The organism is Sphingobacterium spiritivorum, from assembly GCF_016724845.1.
GTDB lineage: Bacteria > Bacteroidota > Bacteroidia > Sphingobacteriales > Sphingobacteriaceae > Sphingobacterium > Sphingobacterium spiritivorum_A.
In genome coordinates this window covers 4,453,730-4,479,963 of record NZ_CP068082.1, presented here as the reverse complement: position 1 = coordinate 4,479,963, position 26,234 = coordinate 4,453,730, and the positions used below count along the sequence as shown (strand labels likewise).

Below are 26,234 nucleotides of genomic sequence, written 5' to 3'. Positions count from 1 at the left end.
AATAATATTTTCAATACATTAATGGATATTACCCAATCATTAAGCTATTTTACCTTTATTTGTATAAAAGAATTCTTATTTATGCAAGTATTCTTTATAATTTAGTAAAAATGAAACCACAACTCCTTACACTCGGAACACCATCAGCAGCCTCATTTTCCATTCGGAATGATGTAAAGCCACAGCAGCATAACAACTGGCATTATCATGAAGAGCTGGAGCTCATACATATTGCCAAAGGCAGCGGAACTCAATTTGTAGGAGACAGTATCAATAACTTCGAAAATGACAATATGGTACTGCTGGGAACAAATCTTCCTCATTACTGGCTCTTCGATGAACAGTACCTGCAGGACAATGCGGATATACGGGTGGCTCATTTCAGAGAGAATTTTTTAGGGGAAGTATTTTTCAATTTACCGGAAAACCGCAAATTGAAAGAGCTATTCAGTAAAGCTAAGCAGGGACTGTTAATTTATGGCGCTACAAGAGATATACTCCGGCAGTTGCTGGAAAAACTAATATCAGCTACCGGAGCTTCGCGGATTATCATTCTTCTCGAAGCGCTCAATGTGCTGGCAACAAGTGATGAGTACGAACGGTTGACACGGTCTACGTATGAATTTCAGAATCACCTCGGAGATCATGATCGCTTAAATGCTATTATTCAATATGCCACTCAACATTACAGAAACAAGATAAGTCTGGCTGAATTAGCGCAGATTATTGGGATGACAGAAAATTCATTTTGCAGATTCTTCAAATCCAAGACCGGCAAAACGCCCATAGAATTCATTACCGAACTCCGGATCGGGCATGCCTCCAGATTGCTGCTGGAACAGGAAATGCCCGTAAAACAAATCTGTTTTGAAAGCGGGTTTCAAAATTTCGTCAGTTTTCATAAAGCATTCAAGAAAATCAAGGAAACTACGCCGCTGATGTATCAGAAAAGTCTAAAAAAATAGGCTCCGGAAATCCGGAACCTATTCAACAAAACAAACTAATTATAAAAATTTTTACTGCTCATAACTCAGTGAGTACGGAAGGTCAGCCTTCACAGTACCCCTGCTCTTATTAGGTTCAGCACTCATATCAAAGGACAAATTTGCACCCTTGACCAACTCGCTATGGTTGATATAATTTTTTGTATAATTTCTACCATTCCATTTCATCGATTTGATATAACGGTTGGTATCTGAATTTTGAGGAGCTTGTATAACTACTTTTTTTCCGTTAGACAAATGTAATGTAGCCTTTTTAAACAAAGGAGCACCTAATATATACTCATCCGTTGCCGGAGTTACCGGGTAGAACCCAAGCGCGGAGAACACATACCATGCAGAAGTCTGTCCGTTGTCCTCATCTCCGCAATATCCGTCCGGAGTCGGCGCATACATCCTGTTCATAGTTTCGCGAACCCAATACTGTGTTTTCCATGGCGCACCGATATGACCGTACAGATAGATCATGTGCTGTATAGGCTGATTGCCGTGCGCATACTGTCCCATATTGGCAATCTGCATCTCTCTGATCTCATGAATAGGGAATCCGTAGTAAGAATCATCAAAAACAGGAGGCAAAGAGAATACCGAATCCAGTTTGATTTCCATAGCTCGGTGTCCGCCCATTAACTGAGCCAATCCGTTTACGTCCTGAAATACAGACCAGCTGTAATGCCAGCTGTTACCCTCCGTAAACGCATCGCCCCATTTGAAAGCATTAAATGGAGACTGAAAAGATCCGTCCTTATTTTTGCCACGCATTAATCCGGAAGCAGGATCAAATAAATTTTTATAATTAAAGGAACGCTTACGGTATAAGTCCACATCCTGCTGACGACCCCCCAAAGATTTGGCCAGTTGGTAGATCGCAAAATCATCATAAGCATATTCTAATGTGCGGGCCGCATTTTCATTGATCTTCACATCATAAGGCACATAACCCAGTGTTTTGTAATAATCGGCACCTGCCCTGCCTACAGCAGTCAGCGGGCCGGCATTATTAGCACCCTTTATAACAGCTTCATACAAGGTTTCGATATCCTTGTTGTTTACCTTTACACCCTTTACCCAGGCATCTGCAACGACGGAGGCCGAATTATTTCCAACCATCACATTTCTAAAGCCCGGACTTGCCCATTCCGGCAAAAATCCTCCTTCACGATACGCATTCGCCAATCCTTCCTGCATCTTCTCACTCATTTCCGGATACATCAGGTTCAGAAAAGGAAATAAGGCTCTGAAAGTATCCCAAAAACCTGTATCTGTAAAGAAATATCCGGGTTTGACCTCTCCTGTATACGGGCTGTAATGCATTACATTGCCTTGTGCATCCAGTTCATAGAACATTCTCGGAAATAACAGCGAACGGTATAAAGAAGAGTAAAATGTGCGAACCTGATCTATGGAACCGCCTTCGATCTCGACCTTAGCCAGTTCTTCATTCCATTTCTTCTCACCTTTTGTCACCTGTTGATCAAAAGTAACGCCGTTGAGCTCTTTCAGATTGATTTCAGCCTGTTCCGGACTGATGAAAGATGAAGCCACCTTCATTAAGACCTGATCACCACGATTAGCAATCTTGAATCCTACAATCGCTCCGACATGATCCGCCTTGATCAGATAGCGATCATCTTTTAATACAGAATCTGCAAATGTGGAAATATTGGCAAACGGATGATCAAAAGTCATCACAAAATAATTCTTGAAATTGTCAGGCACACCACCGCTATTCTTTGTGGAGTAGCCGATGATCTTCTGCTCACGCGGAATGACCTCTACATAAGAACCTTTATCAAAGGCATCGATCAGTACATAAGCCTCCTCTGTTTTAGGAAATGTAAAACGAAAATAAGCTGCACGTTCTGTTGGGGTAATCTCTGTCTTTACATCATAATCAGCAAGATATACTTCATAAAAATGAGGTTTGGAAACCTCGGCTTTATGGCTGAACCAACTTGCTCTTTTGTCCTGATCAAAAGTTTTGATCCCTACAGTCGGCATAATAGCAAACTGACCGTAATCGTTCATCCAGGGCGATGGCTGATGGGTCTGCTTAAATCCGCGGATCTTATTGGCATTGTAGGTATACATCCATCCGTCTCCCATTTTTCCCGTCTGCGGACTCCAGAAATTCATGCCCCAGGGCAAAGCAATCGCTGGATACGTATTTCCGTTAGAAATAGTATAATCCGATTGTGTTCCAACTAAAGGATTGACAAAATCTACAGGATTACTGATCTTACCGATCCCCTGTGCGGTAGCGCAGACAGTAGAAAGGCAGAGTAAGGCTGTTGCTATATAGTTCATATTACTTGATTATGGTTAGCTATTAACGGAACTAAAATAAAAAAATAATTTGATTATATCGCTGCTAAAAGTATTTAGCAAAGGAAATATTACAATTTAAAAGGTTAACACCAGCTTTCCGAGGAAATGACCCTCCTCCATTAGTCTATGTGCCTGTTCTGCTTGCGTGAAATCAAAAGACTTAAAAAGCATGGGTTTAAATGCTTTGGATTCGATAAACGGGAAGACATGGCGGACTACAGACCTTGTCAGCTCGGCTTTAAAGTCTTTATCTCTTGCTCTTAATGTACTTCCGGTGACTGACAGACGCTTTTGCATCATCTGCAGGATATTCAATTGCACCTTTGCTCCCTCCATAGCGTTGATATACACCAATCTGCCATCCGGATTAAGGATTGCTATATTTTTATTAAAATAATCACCACCTATACAATCCAGTATCACATCCACGCCACTCTCTTTCAGCACCTCTTCAAAATCTTCTTCATGATAATTGATGGCTCTCACAGCACCGAGCGATTCGCAAAATTCGCACTTCTCCTTGTTGCCTGCAGTAGCATATACCTGTGCACCGGATAATGCAGCCAGCTGAATGGCCGCAGAACCTATTCCGCCGGAACCGCCATGTATAAGTACACGTTCGCCTTTCTTTAGTTGACCACGCTCAAAAAGATTGTGCCATACCGTAAAAACAGTCTCCGGTATTGCGGCAGCTTCTTCATAACTGAGATTCTGCGGCTTAAGCATACAACTGCCGGCATCTACAACAGCATACTCCGCATATCCGCCTCCTGCGATCAAAGCCAGTACCTCATCCCCTGTTTTCCAGGAACCCGCCATACTTCCGGTTGCCTCAATAACCCCGCTTATCTCCAGTCCCGGAATATCGGCAACAACTCCCGCCGGGGCAGGATAATTACCTTTCCGCTGAAAAACATCCGGTCTGTTGATTCCGGCAGCTTTTACCCGTATCAATACTTCGTGGTCTCCGACAGCTGGAACAGGCCTCTCTTCTGTTTTTAATACCTCAGGATCTCCGAATGAAGAAATAACAACTGCTTTCATACTATGATTTTTTAGGATACTTCTGCAAACGCAGATTCAGGGATAACATAAAATACCGCGCCAAACGATTGTTACGAATATCGAGGATATCATTACCAAGAATCTCACGGGAGATTCCGGTATTCTGATTTAACAGGTCAAAACCCTGCAATCTCAACATGGCGAGTTTGTTTGGCAAAAATGTACATTCAAAGTAAGAGTTGATAACAGTAGGGTTAACATTCTTTGCTGTACCTCTGTAACCGTCATTGAAACGTTGAGACACCTCTACCCCAAGTGTCATATGCTCATTAAAGTAAAACTTATTACCCAGACTCAGCACAAAAGAATGTGCGGTAATATTACTCTTAAACGGCCATTTATACGTAGCGGAATTCAACATATAATTGCCGTTGAATTCAGACTCCATAATGTCATCTATCATATAGCGCAACTGCATAGACTGCGAATAAATAAATTGCCGGTTGGTTACCAGTGCTTTATTCACCATCGAAACATTATTGTAAAAATCCCCGTTTCCGTTAATATTCAGCTGAAAATCATCAGAAATAAAAGGAGAAGAAAACAAATAATAAGAACGTATATCATAGTATCCCGACATATTCTGATAACTGGTCTGTTGAACAGTCGTATTATTCAGGGAGATCTTATCCGTGGCAATTTTATTCTGCACAAAATTATACGACAGATTCGCTTCAAAATATTGTCCCTTAGAGACTATTGACTTACGGAAACGACTGGAAATACGATTGGTAAATTCTGCTTTCAGCGCCGGATTCCCTACAATAATATTCTGCGAATTGGACACATCACGAATAGGCTGAATCTGGTAGAAATTAGGCTGATTGTTCTTACCCATATAATCAATCGAGAAATCCGTCTGATCATTGATCTTCCATTTAAAACCCGCAGTAGGAATCAGGTTTACATTGTCATATGTATATTGCTCATCTTCAGCATATAATCTGCCGGATATTTCCAGTGGCTGCACACCGAATCCCAGATTATACTTAAACTTCTTATCCTTAGAATCATATTGATAATTAATAGCAGTCTGATTGCTGCTGTACTTATAGTCATAGTTAAGCCCCAGTGAGTCTATAAATACCATATATCCCAACAACTGAGAACGTTCCAGATCTTCTACTCTCCTGTCCGCATCAATATCGTTACGCTCAAATTCATAGCTCACTTCCAGTGAACTCTGTGAGTTAATAGGTTCTATATAAGATCCGTTCAGTTTGATGGATCTGTTATCACTTACCGTCTCAATATATTGTCGCTGCAGAAAAAAAGAATAGCTGTTATTTTTTTTCATTGCATCCTGAATAATGTAGCGGTCCGTTACCTGCTCGTCTTTACTGCTTGACCCTGCACTCATTCTCATATTAAAAACCAGTTTACGTCCCGGCTTTTTAAAGAATTTGGAATACAAAGCATCGATATCCAGATTGGGGGAAAAGTTTTTCGAAATGGAAGAATAGGTCCCGTCATTGGTCAATACATTATTCCTAAGCTTTTTCTCCCTGTAATTGTTAATATACGTCCGGCTGTAGGAAAAAACAGGCTCAATCTTTAAAATATCATTATTCTTAAATTTTGAATCAAAATTAAGCGCCATTCTATGGCTGAAATCCTTTGTGTCAACCTGATAATCTTCCTGATTGAAAATAGAATTGTTACTATACACCGATTGCAGAAGAGAATTACCGTCAATGAGATTTTGTCTTTTGGTAAAGGTGTACTGTCCGTTGACTGTGGTCGTTTTGGTAAGATTATCAGAAAAGCTACCGCCCAGCGATGTAGTGGTGTTGAGACCATCTGTAGGATCAGCGAAATCAGCCAGTTCACCCATAGAGCGCTCCCGGCTCCCTCCGCTTGGAGAACCGAAAGTAAAAAGACTGGTATTCGTATTATTGATAGATCCTATCAGGGATAACTCCTGCCCGTCGTTAAACTTATTAATACCGCCACTCATCAGGTAACGGTCTTCCGTACCGATTCCACCTGTTACCTGACCAAATACAATTTTCTTTTTATCATCCTTTAAGACAATATTGATAATCTTTTCAGGCTCTCCGCTCTTGGTACCTTTGGAAGTATTGTAATCTCCGTAGTAATCTATAATCTGTAAATTTTTGACGAAATCGGCAGGCAGATTACGGGTAGCTGTAAGCACATCTCCTCCGAAAAACTTTTTCCCTTCCACCTGAACTGAAGTAATAGGTTTTCCAAAAGCAAACACAGAACCATCCCGTGATACCTGAATATTGGGCAATTGTTTAAGAGCATCCTCCAGCAGCAGTCTCTTCTGAAAATTATAAGCATTCATATTATACTGCACCGTATCCTGCTTATAGATGACAGGGATCGTTTTTACAATCACCACCTCCTTCAGTAATTCAGACTGAGGAGACAAAATAATAGTTGGAAGAGAAGACTTGGTAACCAGTTCTGTAGCCGAATAAGCTTTGTCTGTAATCTGATACCCCAATAAACTATAGGTTACACGAATCTGCCCCAGAGGTACACCTGTAAATGTATAACGGCCATTAGCAGCAGAAGCCTGCGTAAATGCGCCTCCGGGAGCAATCAATCGTACACTTACCCCTTTAAGCGGTATTCCCGCAGTATCCACCACGAGTCCCTCAATGGTTATTTTTTTCGATTGAGCGTTTACCGTAACCGAAATAAAAACCAAAGAAAAAAGAAAAATAAAATGTAGCCGAAAACGAGGAGTAGCCAAACTTCTATTCTTTTAATTTACTTTTGTCAATATAAAAAAAATTACGCACAATAATAATCCGGTATCTAAAAAAAACACATTAAAAACACGTCTATTCATGATTTGTCAATTCTTCTTTACAAAATAAAGAGAATATACATTACAAACGCTATTTTCAGACTTAACGTATTCTTAAAATATATTTTCACAAACAAAAAAGAGGATACCTTTTGGATATCCTCTTCTTGGATTAAAATAATTAAATATTATTCTGCACCAAGTGCTACTTTGTTTACATGTTTGTCAATTTCCCAACGTCCGGTTCCTTCTTCACCAATAACGTCAAACATTTCCAGAATACGTCTCGCTACATACTCTTCTTCAACCTGCTCCTCCAGGAACCATTGAACAAAGTTAAAAGTAACGTAATCTTTAGCTTTCATACATTTGTCAGCGATCAGATTGAATTGCTCTGTCACAAACATTTCCTGCTCAAGCGTTTGCTCGAAAACACTTCTGAATGATTCAAAGTCTGTAGGAATACCTGTAATTTCAGGAGAAACTGCACGACCACCTCTATTGTTGATATAATTGAATAATTTCAACATATGCTCACGCTCTTCATTAGACTGTTTTGCGAAAAAGTCTGAACTGAAATCCAGTCCCTGATCGTCACACCATGATGACATAGCAAGGTAAAGTGCTGAAGAATGAGCTTCAACTTTGATTTGTGCATTTAATATATTTTCGATCTCTTGTGCTAAAGATGATTTTAATTTCAATAAATCTTTCATATCAGTATATTTTAAAATTCTGTTAAACATTAAAACGGAAAGACACATATTCGCTTTCCTTTAATACAAAGGTACAACGAAGTAAGGCAGTTAGCATAAAAAATATGCAATACAAATTAAGTCTAAATTAGACTTTTTAACGCTAACTTATTTAGAATCAATACAATTACAAAGAAGACTTATCCGACCAGAACAGGTGCAGGGCAGGTACGTAAACAGGATCTGACTACACTATTCAGCTCAATCATAAATTTAGCGCCATTCAGAATATCTCTCAGTTCGAGAACATCCTGTACAGACAATATAAAGCATCTTTCTGTGCGGAAAGGCATAATAATCTCAAAGTCCGAAGTACGTGAAGCATCATGAAGCATAGCGTCCACATCAATAGCATCTACCTTTCTTTTAAAACAAAAGAAATCTGACACACTGAAAGAAGTGGTCTTGCCCTGAAAATCCAGCCAGTAGTTATTCTTTCTGCTACACTGATACACCGCGCCCTGAGTGGTCATAAAGACCTCTTCTACTTCAGCTAATGGACAAATTTTTGCTATCATTGACATACTTGATATCCGATCGATAAAATTAATACATTGCGAATGTAATGACTATTAAGATTGAATCCAAATAAATTCGTTTATTATTTCAATTTATTCTAAATAAAAGACAAGCTGTCTTAAAACCAAATTACGATAAGCTAACTCTTCAAAATGAAGAATAGACGAAATCTGCTTGTTCTTAAATGATTCCTTCCTCTTTCAGTATAGCTTCCAGTCTTCGAAATTCCTGTAATTTATACTGCCATTGACTTTCTTCACTAAACAATGAATCTTCAAAATCGGCATCCCTTTCAGCAAAATCATTTTCTTTCGTAATTCTCTCCGATGGTTCATCGAATTCCGCAACAATAAATTCATATTCAATACCTTCTTTTATTCTTTTCGATGCATAAATATATCCGCCACCTTCTATTAAAAATCGCTTTTGATCCAACAGTAAATTTAATATCACTGTTTCAGGATTTCGATACTCTCTCCCCTTTTCGTAATTAACTATTCCAATCATGTTAAATCAACCCTCTTTTTTCTAATTCTAATTTTAAACTGAGATAGCGTTTTTTGATTTCGTTGATATCTTGCAGCTTGACATCAAACGATTGCTCAATTGAATCCAAATCTTTGACTTTGACATTTATCTTATCTCCGATTTTCAATACTTGATTGGGCCACACGATTGTATTTTTGTTATCATCAATACCACGCATAAGCAAAAGAACATTGTTTTGAAATGTCGATAAAAACAAATGGCTACTTCTGGAGGCAATTTTAATTGGGGGATTATTATTTATTTTGACTTCAAATCCAATCATTTTAAACTTTGTTAATCATAAAAATTAAAACCACAGGGCCAACCTCCCTGACGAACACAGTCATTTCTACACGTTTCGCATTTTGATTTACCATACGTATTTTCTTTTAACCATTCCGGATTACGACTGTTTATACATCTGCTATACACTTCAGCACAATGCCCTATCAGGTCAGCCTGTTCATCTACTTTACACCACAAAATCAGATAGGCTCCCAGTGTCGCTCCTGCTACCCGCGTAACTTTCACCGCTTGTTCGCCAAAAGAATTTACATAACCAATAACAACACCAAATGCAGATCGTTGTCTTCTGCAGTTTCTTAAACTATCTGTATAACCATCGTCAGAGAATGATTGAACTCCCTGGATATTATTATTTGAAAGATTATTTTGATTACGACGAACAATTTCACCTTTATCTTCCAGTAACTGAATTTCAGCCATGCCATAATAAACAACTGAAATAATATTGAAAACACGTTCTTGTTCTATCTTTGGAACGGTCTTATATACATTATTACTGATACTTATTAATCTTTGTTTAAATTCATGACCCGATTTCAGTTCTTCATAAGCATCCATAATCTGACTGATAACCTTGCTCTGCGTCACTGTTAGTTCTTGCTGAGTGCTTTGAATAGCTACAGGATCAATATTTAACGGTGTGGGTTCAGTCGACTCAAGACCCGGATTTGAACTGGCGCTGTATACTTCTTTATAGAACTCTTCAACCTCTTTTTTATTTTCTATTTCAGAAAAATTGTAACCTTTCTTATTCAAATTAGTAACTATAATCCGGATTTCCTCAGCCACAGCCCTCCCGTACATTTCACTTTCTTCAGGCAAAGTAATCTCTGATATATTCTCCTCAGATATTGTTAAATTATCACTGGGATTGGTACAGCTATACATTAGTGCCATAAAACACACCCAAATTCCTAAAAATAGTTTTTTCATCTTTTCAAAGTTTAAATTGTTTACAATAGAGTAATATTAGTTAGTATGTGAATCAGGTTGATTAATATTAGATTTTCAACGAGTCGCGCATCTGATGAACAAATACAAGTTAAAGGCATAGAAACAGATATTAACATTTGATATCCCTTTTACCTTTCTTTTGTCGTTAATACTTATGATATTAAATACAGCTTTCTTGGTTATGTAATTAAAATTGCTCTTGAAAAGATTTTAATATATTATCTGAAAAGGATTTAGCGAAATCTATCAGCATCACTCAAAATAGCTGATTCTTGATTGAATTATTTTTAAAACTTTTTTAAAAGCTCTATTTTGCTCAATGCTTGACTATTGATTCTCACAAGCATTTGTTAATTTTTAGATTACCCTGAACTCAAAAATTAAATAGTTAATATTGATTTAATTATTTTTCTAATATACCAAAAAATATAAAATCATCAAATATAAATTATTTGAAACATAATTTTTTACACATTCCATTTATAAAATGTTCATAAGTAAATAAAGCATTAAAATGAAACTATGATTGTGAAAATCAAATATCTCTCAATCCTTATTAGATTGCTTCAAAAAGGAATTGAAAATTAAAACATTAAAAAACAGTAGCTTGGAAGGTTTTACTATTGGCTTTTTATAACTAAGGCGCTGCATCTCTTTTTATAACTAATCACCATCCTACTTTGAATAATTGAATCCAAATAAATTCGTTTATTATTTCAATTTATTCTAAATAAAAAAGGCTAACCCTTCGGTTAGCCTTCTCTAAAAATTCAAAAATGTTAAAAATGTTAATACTCTTCCTCTTCCGAATTGAGTAATTCTTTATGATTGCTTGTAGCAGTTCGTGTCTTCGTCTTATGTTTATTAATCTGCCTTCTTATGGATTCCACAGCGACATCTGTAGCTTCTTCAAAGCTCTTTGCCTGTGCTTTGGCAAACAATTGATTTCCCGGAATATTCAATTTAAGTTCTACCACCTTATTTTCTTCGTCGTCTACATTTTCCAGTCTCAGATAACATACACCTTCGATTATGCTATCTAAAAACTGCTCTAACTTGGATGTTTTCTTTTTAATGAAATCTACAAGTTTTTGATCTGCATCAAATTTAATGGATTGCACAGTAATGTTCATTTTTCCTCCTTTTTTTAAGCCTTTGGATGGGCTTGTTTGTAAACTGATTTTAATCTCTCTACCGAATTGTGCGTATACACCTGAGTGGCCGCCAATCCGGCATGTCCTAATAACTCTTTTATTGCATTCAGATCTGCTCCATTATCCAGCAGAGCTGTAGCAAATGTATGCCGCAGTACGTGCGGGCTTTTTTTACGCTGTGTAGAGATCAGACTTAAATACCGATGAACGATCCGGTAGATCATCTTTGGATATGCCTGTTTCCCTTCTTTAGTAACAATTAAGAACGCAGTTTTGTTGTCAATTTTTTGATTATCCAATTGCTGGATATAGATCTTTAGTTTTTCTAAAAGTGTATGGTTGACAGGTACAAGTCTTTCCTTGTTCCTTTTCCCTAATATAAGGATATTTTTATTATAAAAATCAATATCTGTAATCTTTATTTGTAATAACTCTGTCAAACGTATACCTGTTCCGAAAAGCAGCTCCAAAACCAAATAATCCCGCTCATCGGTAAACGAGTCTACCGCTCCCTCCATCTGATCCAGCAAACCGACCATCTTATCTTTTTCCATTACAGAAGGTAATTTCTTCGGAGTCTTCAGTGCTTTGATTAAAGTCAAAGGATTCTGATCTGTCAAAGATTCCCGTTGTAAAAATTTATAATAAGTACGCAAAGCCGAAATAGATCGGTTTACAGAAGTTGCCTGCCGCCCCTCTTCCATGAGATGCGACAGATAAAGCCGTATAACGCGATGATCTGCCTCCTCCTCCGGAACACCCTGATCCTGAAGAAAAGTAAAAAAGACATTCAATTCATGCGTGTAAGCTTCAATCGTATGATTGGAATACCGCTTCTCAAAACGCAAAAAATTTAAAAACCGCTGCTGATACATATCTTCTTTCTTGATCAAAGGAAAGTTAGAAAATAAAAAGGCAATAAAAAAGCTCAATCCTTAGAATTGAGCTTTTTTAACATATTTAATAATACTATACATTTTCTGCATGATGCAGAACAGTATTGATTACAGTTTGCTGTTTACATCTACAGCGTTTAATTCTTCGAAAGCCTGTGTAAGACGGGTTACAAACGCTTCTTCACCTTTACGCAACCACACACGCGGGTCGTAATATTTTTTGTTTGGTGAATCTGCTCCTTCCGGATTGCCGATCTGTCCCTGTAGGTAATCATGGTTTTTAGCCTCGTATCCGCGAACACCATCCCAGAAAGCCCACTGCATATCCGTATCGATATTCATTTTGATCGCTCCGTATGAAATTGCTTCTTCAATCTCTTCAGCCGAAGAACCAGAACCACCGTGGAATACAAAATTAACAGGCTTCTCTGCATTCAATCCGAATTTTTCTTTTACATACTCCTGAGAATTATGCAAAATAACAGGCTGCAATTTTACATTTCCGGGTTTGTATACACCATGTACATTACCAAAAGCTGCAGCAACAGTGAATTTGTCAGAAATTTTAGATAATTCTTCAAATGCATACGCTACCTCTTCCGGTTGAGTATATAATTTAGAGCTGTCAACATCCGAGTTGTCGACACCGTCTTCTTCACCACCGGTTACACCAAGTTCGATTTCGATGGTCATACCAAGCGGTTTCATACGCTCCAGATATTTTTTAGAGATTTCAAGATTTTCTTCAATAGGCTCTTCAGAAAGATCCAGCATATGTGAAGAGAATAAAGGTTTGCCGTGTTGAGCAAAGAATTTCTCACCTGCCTCCAACAATCCGTCTATCCAGGGTAATAATTTTTTAGCAGCATGGTCAGTGTGCAGAATAACAGCAACACCATAGTGCTCAGCCAAAAGATGAACATGCTGTGCTGCAGAAACTGCTCCTAATACGCAAGCCTTTAAATTGTCATTGTTTAATGTTTTTCCTGCATAAAATTGTGCTCCTCCGTTTGAAAGTTGGATAATCACAGGAGAGTTTACAGCTTTCGCTGTTTCCATTACAGCATTAATAGAATTAGTACCGATAATATTAACTGCTGGTAATGCGAATTTGTGTTTTTTAGCAATTTCAAATAACTCTTGAACTTGATCGCCGGTCAACACACCTTTAAAATCTTTTAGGCTCATTGTATTGTTTTAAAATTTATTGATTCTGTTCCTCTTTATTTTGTGGTCCTAAGTTAAAAATAATTTTTAACTACTCCTAATCATATAGTGTAAAAGTTACACCATCTCATACTGGTTTATATAGATTATACCGCACAAAACATTCGTAATACAAAGGTGACATTATTTATCCGAAAGGGAAAAGACTATTACAACTAAAAATAATATATTTGAAATATTACCATAATTAAGTCTTTCAATATTATGCTTCACGTTTACGGAATAAAAAATTGCAATACAGTAAAAAAAGCCCTCGATTATCTGACAAATCACAAACTTGATTACACCTTTCACGATTTTAAAAAAGAAGGAGTGTCGGATGAGCAATTAAAAAAATGGGAAAAACAGGTCGATTGGGAAAAATTAGTCAATAAAAAAGGAACAACCTGGAAAAAACTGACTGATGAAGAAAAAGAAGCTGTCACAGATGCTGCTTCAGCCAATAAAACACTTATCGCAAATACCAGTATGATCAAAAGACCTGTCATTGAATATACTTCAGGTCTGATTTTAGGTTTTGACGAGGACGAATACAATCAGAAATTGAAATAATACCACTTTATAAACAGACTATGAATAAAAAATCTTGCGCCGGGATTTCTTTAGCTTTAGCATTGATCTGTTCTCAATTGAATGAGACTGTCGCTCAAGACAATACAAGCAGATATAATTATACACAAGCATTCAGCCCGCAGTTTTACACTTCCAATGGCAACTCCTACCGCTCTGCAAGCGGTAAACCCGGAGACCAGTACTGGCAAAATGCTGCCAGTTACAGCATAAAAGCCAGGTTAAGTGATACCGATAAAAAAGTAAGCGGTAACGTCACCATTACCTATACCAACAACAGTCCGGACCGTCTGGATTATATCTGGCTGCAGCTTGATCAGAATCTGTTTAAAAGTGATTCCAGAGGGCAGAGCACTGTCCCTCTGAACAATAGCCGGTACGGAGATGCCGCATCACAGTTTGAGGGAGGATACAATCTTACATCTGTTCAGCTTAATGGAAAGGATCTTAAATACGAAGTTTCCGACACGCGTATGAAAATCAAACTGCCACAACCGCTTGATCCAAAAGGAGGACAAGTACAGTTTACGATTGATTATTCCTATACTGTGCCACAGTATGGTGCTGACAGAACCGGAATACTCCCCACTGCGGCCGGAGATATTTATGCTATTGCCCAGTGGTATCCGCGTATGGCCGTATACGATGACATATTAGGATGGAATACAGATCCCTATTCCGGTCCGGGAGAGTTTTACTTAGAATATGGGGATTTTAATGTGGAAATCACGGCACCAGCTGATCACATAGTCGTCATGGGAGGTGAACTGCTCAATCCTCAGGAAGTGTGGACTGCAGAACAACTCAAGCGTTATCAGCTGGCCCAAACTTCTGATCAGACGGTGATCATCCGTAGTACTGCTGAAGTTGCAAATAAAAACTCAAGACCAGCAAAGAAAGAACTGACATGGAAGTATTCGTTAAAGAATGCCAGAGACGTAGCATGGGCTTCTTCGAAAGCATTTATTATTGATGCAGCAAAAATCAACCTTCCAAGTGGAAAAAAATCGCTGGCCATATCAGCCTATCCAAAGGAAAGTGACGGACAGCAAGCCTGGTCGCGCTCTACTGAATATACCAAATCTTCTATAGAATATTATTCAGAAAAATGGTTTGAATACCCCTATCCGGTAGCCGTAAATGTGGCTTCTAATGTTGGAGGCATGGAATATCCTGCCCTGTCATTTTGCGGTTCCTCAGCCAAAAATGCAGGACTGTGGGGAGTAACGGATCACGAATTCGGGCACAACTGGTTTCCGATGATAGTCGGTTCGAATGAACGTCTTCACGGATGGATGGACGAAGGATTTAATACATTTATAAACGGATTGTCCCGGGAAGCCTTTAATAAAGGTGAATATGATAAAAGTATAGGTAGCCGAAATAAAATGGCTCAGGGATTCAACTCTCCTTCTCTGGAACCTGTTATGTCTACCCCGCAGAATATGCAGGAACGTAATATTGGCACCCTGGTTTATTACAAACCAGGCTTTGGTCTGCGTTTGTTGCGGGATGAAGTAATCGGTGCAGAACGTTTTGACGAGGCCTTCCGAACATACATTCGCGACTGGGCATTCAAGCATCCTACCCCGAATGATTTCTTCCGAACAATTGAAAATGTAACCGGAGAAAATCTGGGCTGGTTTTGGAGAGGATGGTTTCTCAATAACTGGAAACTGGATCAGGCCATCAGAAAAGTAGAATATGCAAAATTCAATGCCGCTAACGGTGCGCTGATTACTATAGACAATCTTGAAAAACTACCTATGCCTGTTGTTATAGAAGCGACAACAGTATCCGGAAAAAAGATACGCAAAAAATTACCGGTCGATATATGGCAACGTAATACTTCGTGGACTTTTCTTTTAGACTCTAAAGAAGAATTAAGCTCAGTCGTGATCGATCCGGATCAGGTATATCCGGATATAAATCCCGAAAATAACACTTGGTCTAAGAAATAGATTTCGTACTTTTATAAGAAAAAAATCAAACGTACTATGCTGTTAAAGTCCTCTTTACTGAAGAAACTATCCGGAATGATCGGAATCCTGTTTATAATGGTAGCCAATACCTATGCGCAAAAGATAAATGGTATAATCTACGATTTGGAAAGCAGTGAACCAATCTCCAATGTCAGCATACAAAACCTGAAATCAGCGGTCAAGTCTTTTTCTGATAAAGACGGAAAATTTAGCATTGATGCCGCAATGGGTGAAAGACTTTCTCTTTTTGTCAACGGCTATACCCCGGATACCATTTTTCTGTATCAGGAAGGCGTACAGCGTGTCTATATGATGCGTGACGGCAAATCAATTGTCCTTAATGAAGCTTTGGTAACACGTCTTACAGATTCCAGACTGGATGAAGAGATTAAAAAGGCTAAAGAACAGGGACAAGTAGCAAATGCAAGTCAGTATCAGGGTGGAATACGGGTATCTCCATCCCGTATCTTTGGCAAAAAAGGAAAGACTGCACGTAAAAATCTGGATATTCTGGTTCTGGAAAAGAATAACAGAATAATCGACCGCAGATTCTCAGACAAACTCATTGCTTCCCTCACTCCTCTTGAGGCGAACGAGATTCCGTTGTTCAGAGAACAATTCAGACCATCACTGGACTTTATAGAAACCGTGAACGACGAAACGCTGAAACTCTACGTATTGGATTCATACAAGAAGTATAAAAGTAATAAAAAATAAAACTGTTAACCTTCTATTGTCATAGAAGGTTAATTTTTGAACAAAACTGTAACAAAAATTATTACAGTATAATTTTAACTGCTACATTTGTATAACAAAAACAAAATAATCATGTTCAGTAATTTACATTTTGCCACCGCTACCCATATTATCGCCCTCCTGATGCTGGAGCGTGATGCGTGGCTGTCATCGGACTATATAGCCGGAAGCATTAATGTAAATCCGGTAGTTGTACGAAAAGAGATCAGAAAACTCAAAGAAGCACAACTTGTTATAAGCAAAGAAGGCAAAAACGGTGGTGTACGAATAGCAGAAGACATAAACAAAAAAACACTGGCAGATGTTTATAAAGCAACATTGGCATCAGATGAAAAGGGTAAATACAACAATCCGAATCCCAATTGTCCGGTGGGAAAAAACATCAACAGCTACCTGTCAATCGTTTACAACGATATTGAAGAGCAACATATTACTTATTTAAATCAAATCAGTATTCAGGATTTATCCTCATATTTTAACAATAAATAATAAAAAAATGAAAGTAGCATTAATCGGAGCTTCAGGATATGTAGGTTCACATATCTTAAAAGAATTAGTACATAGAGGACATCATGTAACCGCTATAGCAAGAAACACAGATCAGATAGAGAAGAATGAGCATATTCTCGCTGTACAGAATGATGTCAATGACAGCAATGCACTGGCAGCTATCCTCAAAGGAAGCGATGCAGTGATCTCTGCCTACAATGCAGGATGGACCAATCCTTCTATCTATGAAGATTATACTGCCGGAGCCAGATCCATTCAGGAGGCTGTAGAGCACGCAGGTATCAAGAGATTTATCGTGATTGGCGGAGCCGGCAGTTTGCTGACTGAAGCCGGAACAAGAATTGTAGATGCGCCTGATTTTCCGGCAGAGATCAAACCGGGAGCGTTGGCTGCAGCAGATTACTATGAAGTCATCCGTAGATCCAATGACCTCGACTGGACTTTATTCAGTCCGGCTATTGAGATGAGCCCAGCCTCTCCGGGCACACGGACAGGTACTTATCGCACAGATCTTGATCATCCTGTAACGGATCAGGAAGGTCGCTCACGTCTGTCTGTAGAAGATGTAGCTGTTGCAATCGCCGATGAATTGGAGAAACCACAGTTTATCAAAAAGCGTTTCACAGCCGCTTATTAAGACATATTCAAAAAAAACCGAAAGGGAAGAAGATTTTCTTCCCTTTTTTCATTTAAAAATCTATTTTTGGTATAGAATTACTTGTGCTAACCAATGAGTAATAAATTTTAAGATTCAAAAACTGGAAAAACAATAGTATTAATCATTATTCTAATCAAAATTATAAATGCTTTTTAAAAAATCAATCACTCAATTAGTCTCAGAGGCCCACGAGAGTGGCGAGCACACCCTGAAAAGAACCTTGTCCAGTACAGGGCTGGTTGCCCTTGGCGTTGGAGCCATTATTGGTGCAGGATTATTTTCACTGACGGGAATGGCAGCAGCTGATAATGCAGGACCGGCAGTTATGCTTTCCTTTATTATAGCCGCAGTAGGCTGTGCTTTTGCAGGACTTTGTTATGCAGAATTTGCATCTATGATTCCGGTCGCAGGAAGTGCTTACACATACTCTTATGCAACTATGGGTGAATTGGTAGCATGGATTATCGGATGGGATTTGGTATTAGAATATGCACTTGCAAGCGCCACAGTAGCCGTGAGCTGGTCTCAGTACTTCGGTGAGTTGCTGAAAATATTCGGCATGAGTATACCCGAAGAATTCCTGCACGGCCCCTGGGAGGGCGGATATGTCAATATTCCGGCAATCATTATTGTCTGCCTGCTGTCCTTGTTACTGATAAGAGGTACCAAAGAATCATCTACAGTAAACAATCTGCTGGTTATTCTTAAAGTATCTGTGGTTTTGATTTTCATCGGTTTAGGCTGGTCATTTATCAACCCGGCAAACCATACACCGTTTATCCCTGCCAATGAAGGTGAAGAATTATTGAAAAGCGGAAAAATCGGTTGGGGAGAATTCTTTAAAGATGGTTATTTCGGAAATTTTGGTATTTCCGGAGTTTTCAGAGCAGCAGGAGTTTTATTCTTTGCTTTTGTTGGCTTTGATGCGGTCAGTACAGCAGCACAGGAAGCCAAGAATCCTAAAAAAGGAATGCCAATCGGAATTATAGGTTCATTGATTATCTGTACGGTATTATATGTATTGTTTTCGTATGTGATGACCGGATTGGCGAACTATACAGAGTTCAAAGGTGATGCAAAACCAGTAGCTACAGCATTTGCCAAGACAGGATATCACTTCCTGAATACGGCTTTGATTATTACGATTATCAGCGGTTACACTTCCGTAATTCTGGTTATGCTCTTAGGCCAGAGCCGAGTATTTTACTCCATGAGTAAAGACGGTTTGCTTCCGGCACTTTTCTCTCATCTCGGAAAAAATCAGACGCCATGGAAAACCAATGTTATTTTTATGATTTTCGTAAGTCTTTTTGCTGGATTTGTACCGGTCTCTGATCTGGGGCACATGGTAAGTATCGGAACTCTTTTTGCCTTTACATTAGTATGTATCGGTATTCTGGTATTGAGAAAAACAGCTCCGGATATCGAACGCCCTTTCCGCACACCTTTAGTGCCGTTGATCCCGATTCTGGGTGTTATCGTATGTGTGGCGATGATGGCATCATTACCGATTCAAAGCTGGGAGCGATTAGGAATCTGGCTTGGAATAGGAATGATTATCTATTTTATTTACGGTAAAAAACACAGTAAGATTCGTAAACAGCATGAACAAGGATTGAAAAATTAATATCCTGAAACACAGCTTCTGATATACAAAAGGGCAGTCTATATATTTTAGACTGCCCTTTCTCTTTGACCGGATCAAAGAAGTATATGCTATGCCATCTGCACCCTTTTACTTTTTGGGAATATTAACCAGGATCTCCTGTATAAATGCCCAGAATTTCTGAACGGATGATATAGATACGCGCTCAGCCGGTGAATGTGCTCCAAGAATAGTCGGACCGAAGGAAATCATATCCATACCCGGATAATTACGTCCCAGAATACCACATTCCAGACCGGCATGGCAGGCAACTACCTCCGGTTGCTCATGATATTGCTTTTCATAGATATCCTTAAGTACCTGCAGGATCTGCGAATTAGCGTCAGGAGTCCAGCCCGGATAATCTCCGGAAAATCCAACCTCCGCACCCATCAGTTCAAATGTAGATTTTAATGCGTTTGCAAGATCATATTTAGAAGATTCAACGGAGGATCTGGTCAGACATTTTATTGTGATCTTACCATCTTTCACCTCTATATTGGCTATATTATTGGATGTTTCGACCAGATCTGCGAAATCAGCACTCATACGGTACACACCGTTATGAGCGGCATATACTGCTTTGATAAGTTGTTCCTGTACATCCAGTGGCAAAATAGTGACCGGAGTATGCTCTTGCTGATCAATAACAATTTCAAGACCCGCATCCACACTTTTGTATTCGGCTTTGATAGCCTGGATCACACTATCAGCAGCTGAAATAAAGTGCTGAACCTGCTCCTGTGGTAATACGACTTTAGCAACACTTTCTCTGGGAATAGCATTTCTCAGGCCGCCTCCTTTTATTTCTGACAAACGAAGCCCAAATCCGCCGTGCATACCAAACAAAACTCTGTTCATAATCTTATTGGCATTTCCCAGACCTTTATGAATCTCCATACCGGAGTGCCCGCCATTCAATCCTTTTACCGTAATTGTCAATCCCGCATATCCGTTTAATACAGGTTCAGAGCTGTAACTCTTTGTCGCAGTGACATCTACACCACCGGCACAGCCGATATCAATTTCTGTATCATTTTCTGTATCTAGATTCAAGAGTATTTCTCCTTGCAGAACCCCACCTTCCAGACCGAATGCACCAGTCATACCGGTTTCCTCATCTATTGTAAAAAGGGCATCTACAGCCGGATGAGCCAACTCCTTTGATTCCAGAATGGCCATGATAGTCGCCACCCCTATTCCATTGTCAGCACCCAAGGTAGTACCGTCAGCTTTTACCCAGTCGCCATCAATCAGCATCCTGATTCCGTCTGCGTCAAAATCAAACACGGTATCATTGTTCTTTTGATGTACCATATCCAGATGCGATTGCAAGACGATTCCTTTACGATCTTCCATACCTGCTGTAGCAGGTTTTCGGATCACGACATTTCCGGTTTTATCAGTGATGGTTTCGAGACCTAATGATTTTCCGAATTCCTGTATAAAAGCAATTACCCTTTCCTCTTTCTTAGAAGCTCTGGGTACTGCATTTAAAGCATTAAAATTTTTCCAAATCGACTGTGGTTGTAATTGTAATATTTCCTGATTCATAGTATCTGAATTATGCCACAAAGGTAAGGATTATAAACGACGATAAAATTTTCTATCTTGGGAACATGAAAACCGCTAAAGAACTTATGCTTGCTTCTGAGCCTTACCGCGCAATGGGAAAGGAATTATTCGAGGACCGTCAATATGCAAAGGAGGAATTGTACAAATACAATTTATCAGCTCCTTCAAAAATCAAAGAGCGTAATCAGATCATCAAAAAATTATTTGCGAAGACAGGTAACCGTCTTTTTATTGAACCGCCTTTTCGTTGTGATTATGGATATAATATAGAAATAGGTGATAATTTTTACGCGAATTATAATTGTACAATCCTCGATGGTGCTAAAGTCAGCATAGGTGAGAATGTCATGTTTGCACCCAATGTAAGTCTATTTACAGCAGGCCATCCTATACATGCAACACCCCGCAATGAAGGGTGGGAATATGCCTTTCCTATTACTATAGGAGACAATGTATGGATCGGAGGTAATGCAGTAATTAATCCGGGCGTCACGATCGGTGAGAATACAGTCATCGGTGCCGGATCGGTAGTCACCAGAGATATTCCGGCAAATGTCATTGCTGCAGGCAATCCCTGCCGTGTACTTCGTCCGATTACGGACGAAGACAAGCAATATTACTTCAGGGACAAAAAATTCTAGCTGATATCCAGTCTGAATTGGGCAGGTGGAGCCGGTATTTTGCTTCCAAATTTAAATTCATCTGCGAATTGGTATTGACTGGATCCTTTATCGTAGATACGTAATACCACACGATCACAGAAAAAATTGAGACTGATACTCTCAAACCTTTCCAATGCAATTGCCAGTTTATCTGCATTGAGTTTTCGGGCAATACTCATGTGCGGATCGTTACTTTTCCGGATATTTTTAGCATTCAGAGATCCGACAAAACGATTCATAATATTCTTCAGATAATTCTTGGAATAATCCGTAGGAGCAATGAAAAATGCTCCGTTTTGCGGAAATGCCTCATACTTATCCAGATAGACATAATCCGGACGTTCGGTATCAGCCAGCTGTCTGATTTTACGTTTGATAAATTCCAACTCGGCATCGGTAGCATTGAACTCTAAAATAGTAATATGAGCATCCGAATTTTTACTATTGTACCAACCGATTATATTGGCCAATGCTTCCTTGAGATGACGGACCAGACTCATAGAACGAGAACACGGCAGGAAAACCAGCGAATAATGTTTACTTTCCATAGTTATAATAAATTGAACCTATAATAATTGACACTACTATAACGAATGAATTGTAGAAAAAGTTTATAGATGAATACTTACATCGCAATTGAAACAAACTTGTTACTTAACAAACTTTAACATAATTTATCGATTTTCGCACTCTATGTGCATTACTTAAATTTTAAAATACCATATAAATTTGCTATTTTGATAATATAAATTTAAAAATATATGATGCTGCATCTCTTTCATACTCTTCTGCTTATCCCCTCTTTGATATTATCTGCTACAGCTTGTCAATCCGGCAGTGGTAATGCCGAATCTGACATATCAAATCGTGATTCTCTCCCCTCCGAAAACTATGTGTCCAATGAAGGTTACAATACAATATGGATCAAATCAGATGGGATGACTGTGAAAGATCGTTTTATTACGCCTCAGGGATACCAGCGCAAAACCTATCAGGCCAATGAATTTGGTTATTTTCTACAACATCTGCCCCTGAAGAAAATGGGATCTGAGGTCTTATATTACAATGGCAATGTCAAAGCTCAAAATAAAATATATGTCAGTGTAGTCAATCTTCCTATCGGCACAAGAGATCTCCATCAATGTGCAGATGCTGTCATGCGGCTAAGAGCAGACTATCTGTATCAGCAAAAAAGATTTAAGGAAATTCACTTCAACTTCTTATCTGATGGGAAGCCCCGTTATTACACAGACTATATTAAAGGTGATTACAGTGCTAAAAAATACTGGAAGTATATGGAATATATATTTGCATATGCTAACACAGCCTCACTCCATGATGAATTACCTACTGTGTCCTCTGTCCGTAATATTAAAATCGGAGACACATTTATTCAAAAGGGAAATCCTATAGGACACGCCATCATTGCAGTAGATATGGCCGAAAATGAGCAGGGAGAAAAATTGGTACTCCTTGCACAAAGCTATATGCCTGCGCAGGAAATACAGATATTGAATAACCCTAATGACCCCAAACTAAGCCCCTGGTATAAGCTGAAAGACGGCGTAATTCTAACTCCGGAATGGAAATTTAAAAGTGAAAATCTCAAAACCTGGAAAAACTAACAGCAGTATTATTTGCAATTACGCCTCAAAATCAGTAACTTAACAAAATCCCACATCATATTTGTCCTATGAAGCGTATTTTATTCCCTACCGATTTTTCAGAAGCTGCAAACAATGCATTTGTTTACGCGCTTCAGCTTGCTAAAAGTATAGATGCATCTCTTTACATCCTGCATGTCTACGAATTGCCGATTTATTCCAGCATGTATGCGGGGCAGTTGGATTATGTACAGCAGATTTATCAATCTATAGAACTGGCCCAATTTGATAATTACAAAGACAACGTTCCTCAATTACATGAAATCGCCAAAAAGTACAACCTTGAAGATATAGAGATGTACTTTGTCTTTGAAAAAGGACTGTTTCTGGATTCGATCAAACGGGTTATTAAACGTGACCAGATCGATATGATTGTCATGGGCACCACTGGCTTGAATTCAGCCAACACCACACTCATAGGTTCCAATACCGTCAATCTTATACGTTCTGTATCGCAGCCAGTATTCAGCATTCCCAGACTGGCAAAATTTGATGGCATCAAAGCTATAGGATTTACAACCCTCTTCAGAGAGGCCGATAAGAAACCTTTAGCTGAGATTTTGAAACTGGCCGATTATTTTGATGCGAAAGTCAATGTATTACACATCAAGACAAAGGAAAATGAAGATATTGAATCTCAGGCAGCGGCATGGAAACAACAATTCAACAATTCTCGTCTGACATTTTCAGTATTGCCAGCCACATCTGTGGAAGAGAGAGTATTGGAATTTATTATGGAGCATAAAATTGATTTTCTGGCCATTGTAAAACGCAACCGTAACTTCTTTGATCGCTTATTTACGTCCAGTATGAGTCAAAAACTAGCCTATCATTCCACAATACCTATATTAGTTATTCGCGAAGAAGCATAAAGGAACGGTTTTTGCAAATCATCAGGTACATCAAAAGAAAACAATTATGAAGAAATTGATTTTAAGTATCACAGGAGCGGCATTGGTTTTAATTTCTTGTCAAAACACATCTATAACTGCAACATCCGAAAAAAATGATTCTATAGCGGCTTTAGCAAAAAAAGATTCAGTAGAAGAATTTTCAAATCCGGATCCGGCTCATAACAGCCAGAATGCATTGGACTGGGACGGGGAATATGAAGGCGTGTTACCATGTGCAGACTGTGAAGGTATCAAAACAAATGTAATCCTGCATAAGGATAATACGTATTCACTTGTATCGGAATATTTAGGAAAAAAATCAACATTTAAAGAAGAAGGGAAATTTACCTGGGATGATAGTGGAAGTGTTGTTATATTGAAACTTAAAGATGGAACTAATAAATTTAAAGTGCAGGAAGGATCACTAAAAATGCTTGATCAGGAAGGAAATGTCATCACCGGATCACTGGAAGCAAATTATATACTTAAGAAAGTTTAAGAATTAAAAGTCCATATCATAAAAAGAGCTGTTTTACGATGTAAAACAGCTCTTTTTATATCTACTTATTTTGAGTGCTACCTCTCTCCTTTCCAGGGATAGATCCCGATGTAATCGGGAGAGAGGTTTCTGATCTTTAGTACATAATCGGTCGGTTAAGCACGTTTAATATCTCTTCGAATGCACTTAATCTGTCTTTAGCAGCAAATTATGCTGCGAAGCAGTAAAAATATTCCGGAATACAATATTCAATTCTGATTCCCGCTGAGCAGCAGCAATACCGCAATAAGGAAAAAAAGCAGTCACTTTACTGCGGATAAAGGATACCATATCTCTGCTTTTAGTTTCAATACGGGCATAACATACCTCGTCGCCCTCTCCATCGACAAGTTTACTCCACGAAATATCCATTTCTGTCCATATTTCCTCTTGCATTTTATCATAAAGAACTACCGTCTGATCCAGATGATCTTTTACCGAAACACCAAATTTTTCCTGCCATCCGGACTGTTTGGATTTATGTTGAAACAGATCTACAACCAGATCCATAAAGCGTTCAAACATACCCATGTAATTAGCTAAGAGCGTCAACGCAGCGAATGGCATAAACGGATACTGATATATCGGATCTGGTAAGGTAGCTTTTTCAGGTACTAATGAATAGACCTGATTGTCTGCAATAAACACATTATCCAGTTTAAAACTATGGCTTGCCGTACTTTCCAAACCGAATGTATTCCAGTCTCTTATCAACTCTACATCTGTGTGGTCTGCAAAGATGGTAATAAAAGAAGCCTGTCCTTTCTCATCCACACATGCCGCATCACCGTCAAATATGGGTACATTTGCGGTAAAATGAGTTAAATGCGGAGATCCGGTAGCGTATTTCCATACACCGGAAACGAGGTATCCCCCTTCAGTTTTATAAGCCCTGCCGGAACACATCCCACTTCCGCCAAAACACACTTTTGCATCTGAAAAAACAGAATTTCCTTTTTCCCTATCTATAAAACCTACAAACAGATTTGCTCCCGAACATAGGGTTATTGTCCAGGCCAGACTACCATCAATATAGGCGAGATCCCGAAGAAAGCGCACGCCTTCTGATAATTTCAATCCTAGCCCGCCCAGTTCCTGTGATACCCATATTTTAAACCATTTTTCCTGATAAGCGAGGTCCAACTGTGTGGTTGTCAATTCCTGCTGTGCTATAGCAGTATGAATCTGCGATTCAAGTATGTTCTTCTGATCTTTCGTAATCTGCATAATATTATGAGAGCTGTATGTCATCTCTATGAAATTTGT

Annotated in this window: 25 protein-coding genes; 11 read left to right on the top strand and 14 right to left on the bottom strand. The window is 38.8% G+C overall.

Annotated elements, in window-relative coordinates; genetic code table 11:
- Positions 1-110 precede the first annotated feature (110 nt).
- Positions 111-965 (top strand): helix-turn-helix domain-containing protein, encoded by an 855-nt coding sequence (locus I6J03_RS19040; protein WP_003002824.1) that lies wholly within the window; start codon positions 111-113, stop codon positions 963-965.
- A 51-nt stretch (positions 966-1,016) separates the two neighbouring features.
- Here the strand turns inward: I6J03_RS19040 and I6J03_RS19035 are convergent, their stop codons facing one another.
- The 11 genes from I6J03_RS19035 to fbaA form a co-directional block, all read right to left on the bottom strand.
- The gene (locus tag I6J03_RS19035) at positions 1,017-3,308 is read right to left on the bottom strand and encodes a GH92 family glycosyl hydrolase (protein WP_201693898.1); all 2,292 of its coding nucleotides are present in this window, start codon (positions 3,306-3,308) and stop codon (positions 1,017-1,019) included.
- Positions 3,309-3,404: 96 nt separating this feature from the next.
- Entirely contained in the window at positions 3,405-4,373 is a 969-nt protein-coding gene (locus I6J03_RS19030; protein WP_003002829.1) for an NAD(P)H-quinone oxidoreductase, read from the bottom strand.
- 1 nt (position 4,374) lies between these two features.
- A complete protein-coding gene (locus I6J03_RS19025; protein WP_232279594.1) occupies positions 4,375-7,014 on the bottom strand; it encodes a TonB-dependent receptor in 2,640 nt (879 codons plus the stop codon).
- A 350-nt stretch (positions 7,015-7,364) separates the two neighbouring features.
- Entirely contained in the window at positions 7,365-7,892 is a 528-nt protein-coding gene (locus I6J03_RS19020) for a ferritin (protein ID WP_039989691.1), read from the bottom strand.
- 179 nt (positions 7,893-8,071) lie between these two features.
- Positions 8,072-8,449, bottom strand: a complete 378-nt coding sequence (locus I6J03_RS19015) for a DUF6686 family protein (RefSeq protein WP_039989460.1) — start codon at positions 8,447-8,449, stop codon at positions 8,072-8,074.
- A gap of 181 nt (positions 8,450-8,630) precedes the next feature.
- Positions 8,631-8,957 carry a hypothetical protein gene (locus I6J03_RS19010; RefSeq protein ID WP_003002838.1) on the bottom strand — a complete coding sequence of 109 codons (327 nt, stop codon included), beginning with the start codon at positions 8,955-8,957 and terminating at the stop codon, positions 8,631-8,633.
- A 1-nt stretch (position 8,958) separates the two neighbouring features.
- Complete coding sequence (locus I6J03_RS19005) at positions 8,959-9,261, bottom strand: hypothetical protein (protein WP_003002841.1); 303 nt, start codon at positions 9,259-9,261, stop codon at positions 8,959-8,961.
- Between the two features lie 11 nt (positions 9,262-9,272).
- On the bottom strand, positions 9,273-10,217 hold the full coding sequence (locus tag I6J03_RS19000; RefSeq protein ID WP_003002843.1) for a peptidylprolyl isomerase PrsA family protein: 945 nt from the start codon (positions 10,215-10,217) through the stop codon (positions 9,273-9,275).
- An 809-nt stretch (positions 10,218-11,026) separates the two neighbouring features.
- On the bottom strand, positions 11,027-11,371 hold the full coding sequence (gene hpf, locus I6J03_RS18995; protein ID WP_002995592.1) for a ribosome hibernation-promoting factor, HPF/YfiA family: 345 nt from the start codon (positions 11,369-11,371) through the stop codon (positions 11,027-11,029).
- A gap of 14 nt (positions 11,372-11,385) precedes the next feature.
- Positions 11,386-12,267 (bottom strand): tyrosine-type recombinase/integrase, encoded by an 882-nt coding sequence (locus I6J03_RS18990; protein ID WP_003002845.1) that lies wholly within the window; start codon positions 12,265-12,267, stop codon positions 11,386-11,388.
- A gap of 129 nt (positions 12,268-12,396) precedes the next feature.
- Positions 12,397-13,476, bottom strand: a complete 1,080-nt coding sequence (gene fbaA / locus I6J03_RS18985; protein ID WP_003002846.1) for a class II fructose-bisphosphate aldolase — start codon at positions 13,474-13,476, stop codon at positions 12,397-12,399.
- A 243-nt stretch (positions 13,477-13,719) separates the two neighbouring features.
- Between fbaA and I6J03_RS18980 the strand changes: the two genes are divergently transcribed.
- The 6 genes from I6J03_RS18980 to I6J03_RS18955 all read left to right on the top strand — a co-directional run bounded on the left by I6J03_RS18980 (position 13,720) and on the right by I6J03_RS18955 (position 19,618).
- On the top strand, positions 13,720-14,067 hold the full coding sequence (locus I6J03_RS18980; protein ID WP_003002848.1) for an ArsC family reductase: 348 nt from the start codon (positions 13,720-13,722) through the stop codon (positions 14,065-14,067).
- A 20-nt stretch (positions 14,068-14,087) separates the two neighbouring features.
- Positions 14,088-16,046 (top strand): M1 family metallopeptidase, encoded by a 1,959-nt coding sequence (locus I6J03_RS18975; RefSeq protein ID WP_003002850.1) that lies wholly within the window; start codon positions 14,088-14,090, stop codon positions 16,044-16,046.
- A 36-nt stretch (positions 16,047-16,082) separates the two neighbouring features.
- Positions 16,083-16,784: a hypothetical protein gene (locus I6J03_RS18970; protein WP_003002852.1), complete on the top strand. Its 702-nt coding sequence runs from the start codon at positions 16,083-16,085 to the stop codon at positions 16,782-16,784.
- A gap of 111 nt (positions 16,785-16,895) precedes the next feature.
- Positions 16,896-17,312 (top strand): Rrf2 family transcriptional regulator, encoded by a 417-nt coding sequence (locus tag I6J03_RS18965; protein WP_003002853.1) that lies wholly within the window; start codon positions 16,896-16,898, stop codon positions 17,310-17,312.
- A gap of 7 nt (positions 17,313-17,319) precedes the next feature.
- A complete protein-coding gene (locus tag I6J03_RS18960) occupies positions 17,320-17,970 on the top strand; it encodes an NAD(P)-dependent oxidoreductase (protein WP_003002855.1) in 651 nt (216 codons plus the stop codon).
- 166 nt (positions 17,971-18,136) lie between these two features.
- On the top strand, positions 18,137-19,618 hold the full coding sequence (locus I6J03_RS18955) for an amino acid permease (RefSeq protein WP_003002858.1): 1,482 nt from the start codon (positions 18,137-18,139) through the stop codon (positions 19,616-19,618).
- A gap of 108 nt (positions 19,619-19,726) precedes the next feature.
- On the opposite strand, the gene I6J03_RS18950 is transcribed toward I6J03_RS18955, so the two are convergent.
- On the bottom strand, positions 19,727-21,190 hold the full coding sequence (locus I6J03_RS18950; protein WP_003002859.1) for an aminoacyl-histidine dipeptidase: 1,464 nt from the start codon (positions 21,188-21,190) through the stop codon (positions 19,727-19,729).
- A 65-nt stretch (positions 21,191-21,255) separates the two neighbouring features.
- Here I6J03_RS18950 and I6J03_RS18945 point away from each other — a divergent pair, with 65 nt between their 5' ends.
- Positions 21,256-21,852 carry a sugar O-acetyltransferase gene (locus I6J03_RS18945; protein WP_003002862.1) on the top strand — a complete coding sequence of 199 codons (597 nt, stop codon included), beginning with the start codon at positions 21,256-21,258 and terminating at the stop codon, positions 21,850-21,852.
- Here I6J03_RS18945 and I6J03_RS18940 read toward each other — a convergent pair.
- Entirely contained in the window at positions 21,849-22,421 is a 573-nt protein-coding gene (locus tag I6J03_RS18940; RefSeq protein ID WP_232279595.1) for a 2'-5' RNA ligase family protein, read from the bottom strand. The two genes, I6J03_RS18945 and I6J03_RS18940, sit on opposite strands and share 4 nt — an antisense overlap.
- 213 nt (positions 22,422-22,634) lie before the next feature.
- Between I6J03_RS18940 and I6J03_RS18935 the strand changes: the two genes are divergently transcribed.
- The 3 genes from I6J03_RS18935 (at position 22,635) to I6J03_RS18925 (ending at position 24,929) form a co-directional block, all read left to right on the top strand.
- Positions 22,635-23,498: a DUF4846 domain-containing protein gene (locus tag I6J03_RS18935; RefSeq protein WP_003002864.1), complete on the top strand. Its 864-nt coding sequence runs from the start codon at positions 22,635-22,637 to the stop codon at positions 23,496-23,498.
- A gap of 68 nt (positions 23,499-23,566) precedes the next feature.
- The gene (locus tag I6J03_RS18930) at positions 23,567-24,409 is read left to right on the top strand and encodes a universal stress protein (RefSeq protein WP_003002867.1); all 843 of its coding nucleotides are present in this window, start codon (positions 23,567-23,569) and stop codon (positions 24,407-24,409) included.
- A gap of 46 nt (positions 24,410-24,455) precedes the next feature.
- On the top strand, positions 24,456-24,929 hold the full coding sequence (locus tag I6J03_RS18925) for a copper resistance protein NlpE (protein ID WP_003002868.1): 474 nt from the start codon (positions 24,456-24,458) through the stop codon (positions 24,927-24,929).
- A gap of 186 nt (positions 24,930-25,115) precedes the next feature.
- On the opposite strand, the gene I6J03_RS18920 is transcribed toward I6J03_RS18925, so the two are convergent.
- Complete coding sequence (locus I6J03_RS18920; RefSeq protein ID WP_003002870.1) at positions 25,116-26,195, bottom strand: acyl-CoA dehydrogenase family protein; 1,080 nt, start codon at positions 26,193-26,195, stop codon at positions 25,116-25,118.
- Between the last annotated feature and the right edge of the window lie 39 nt (positions 26,196-26,234).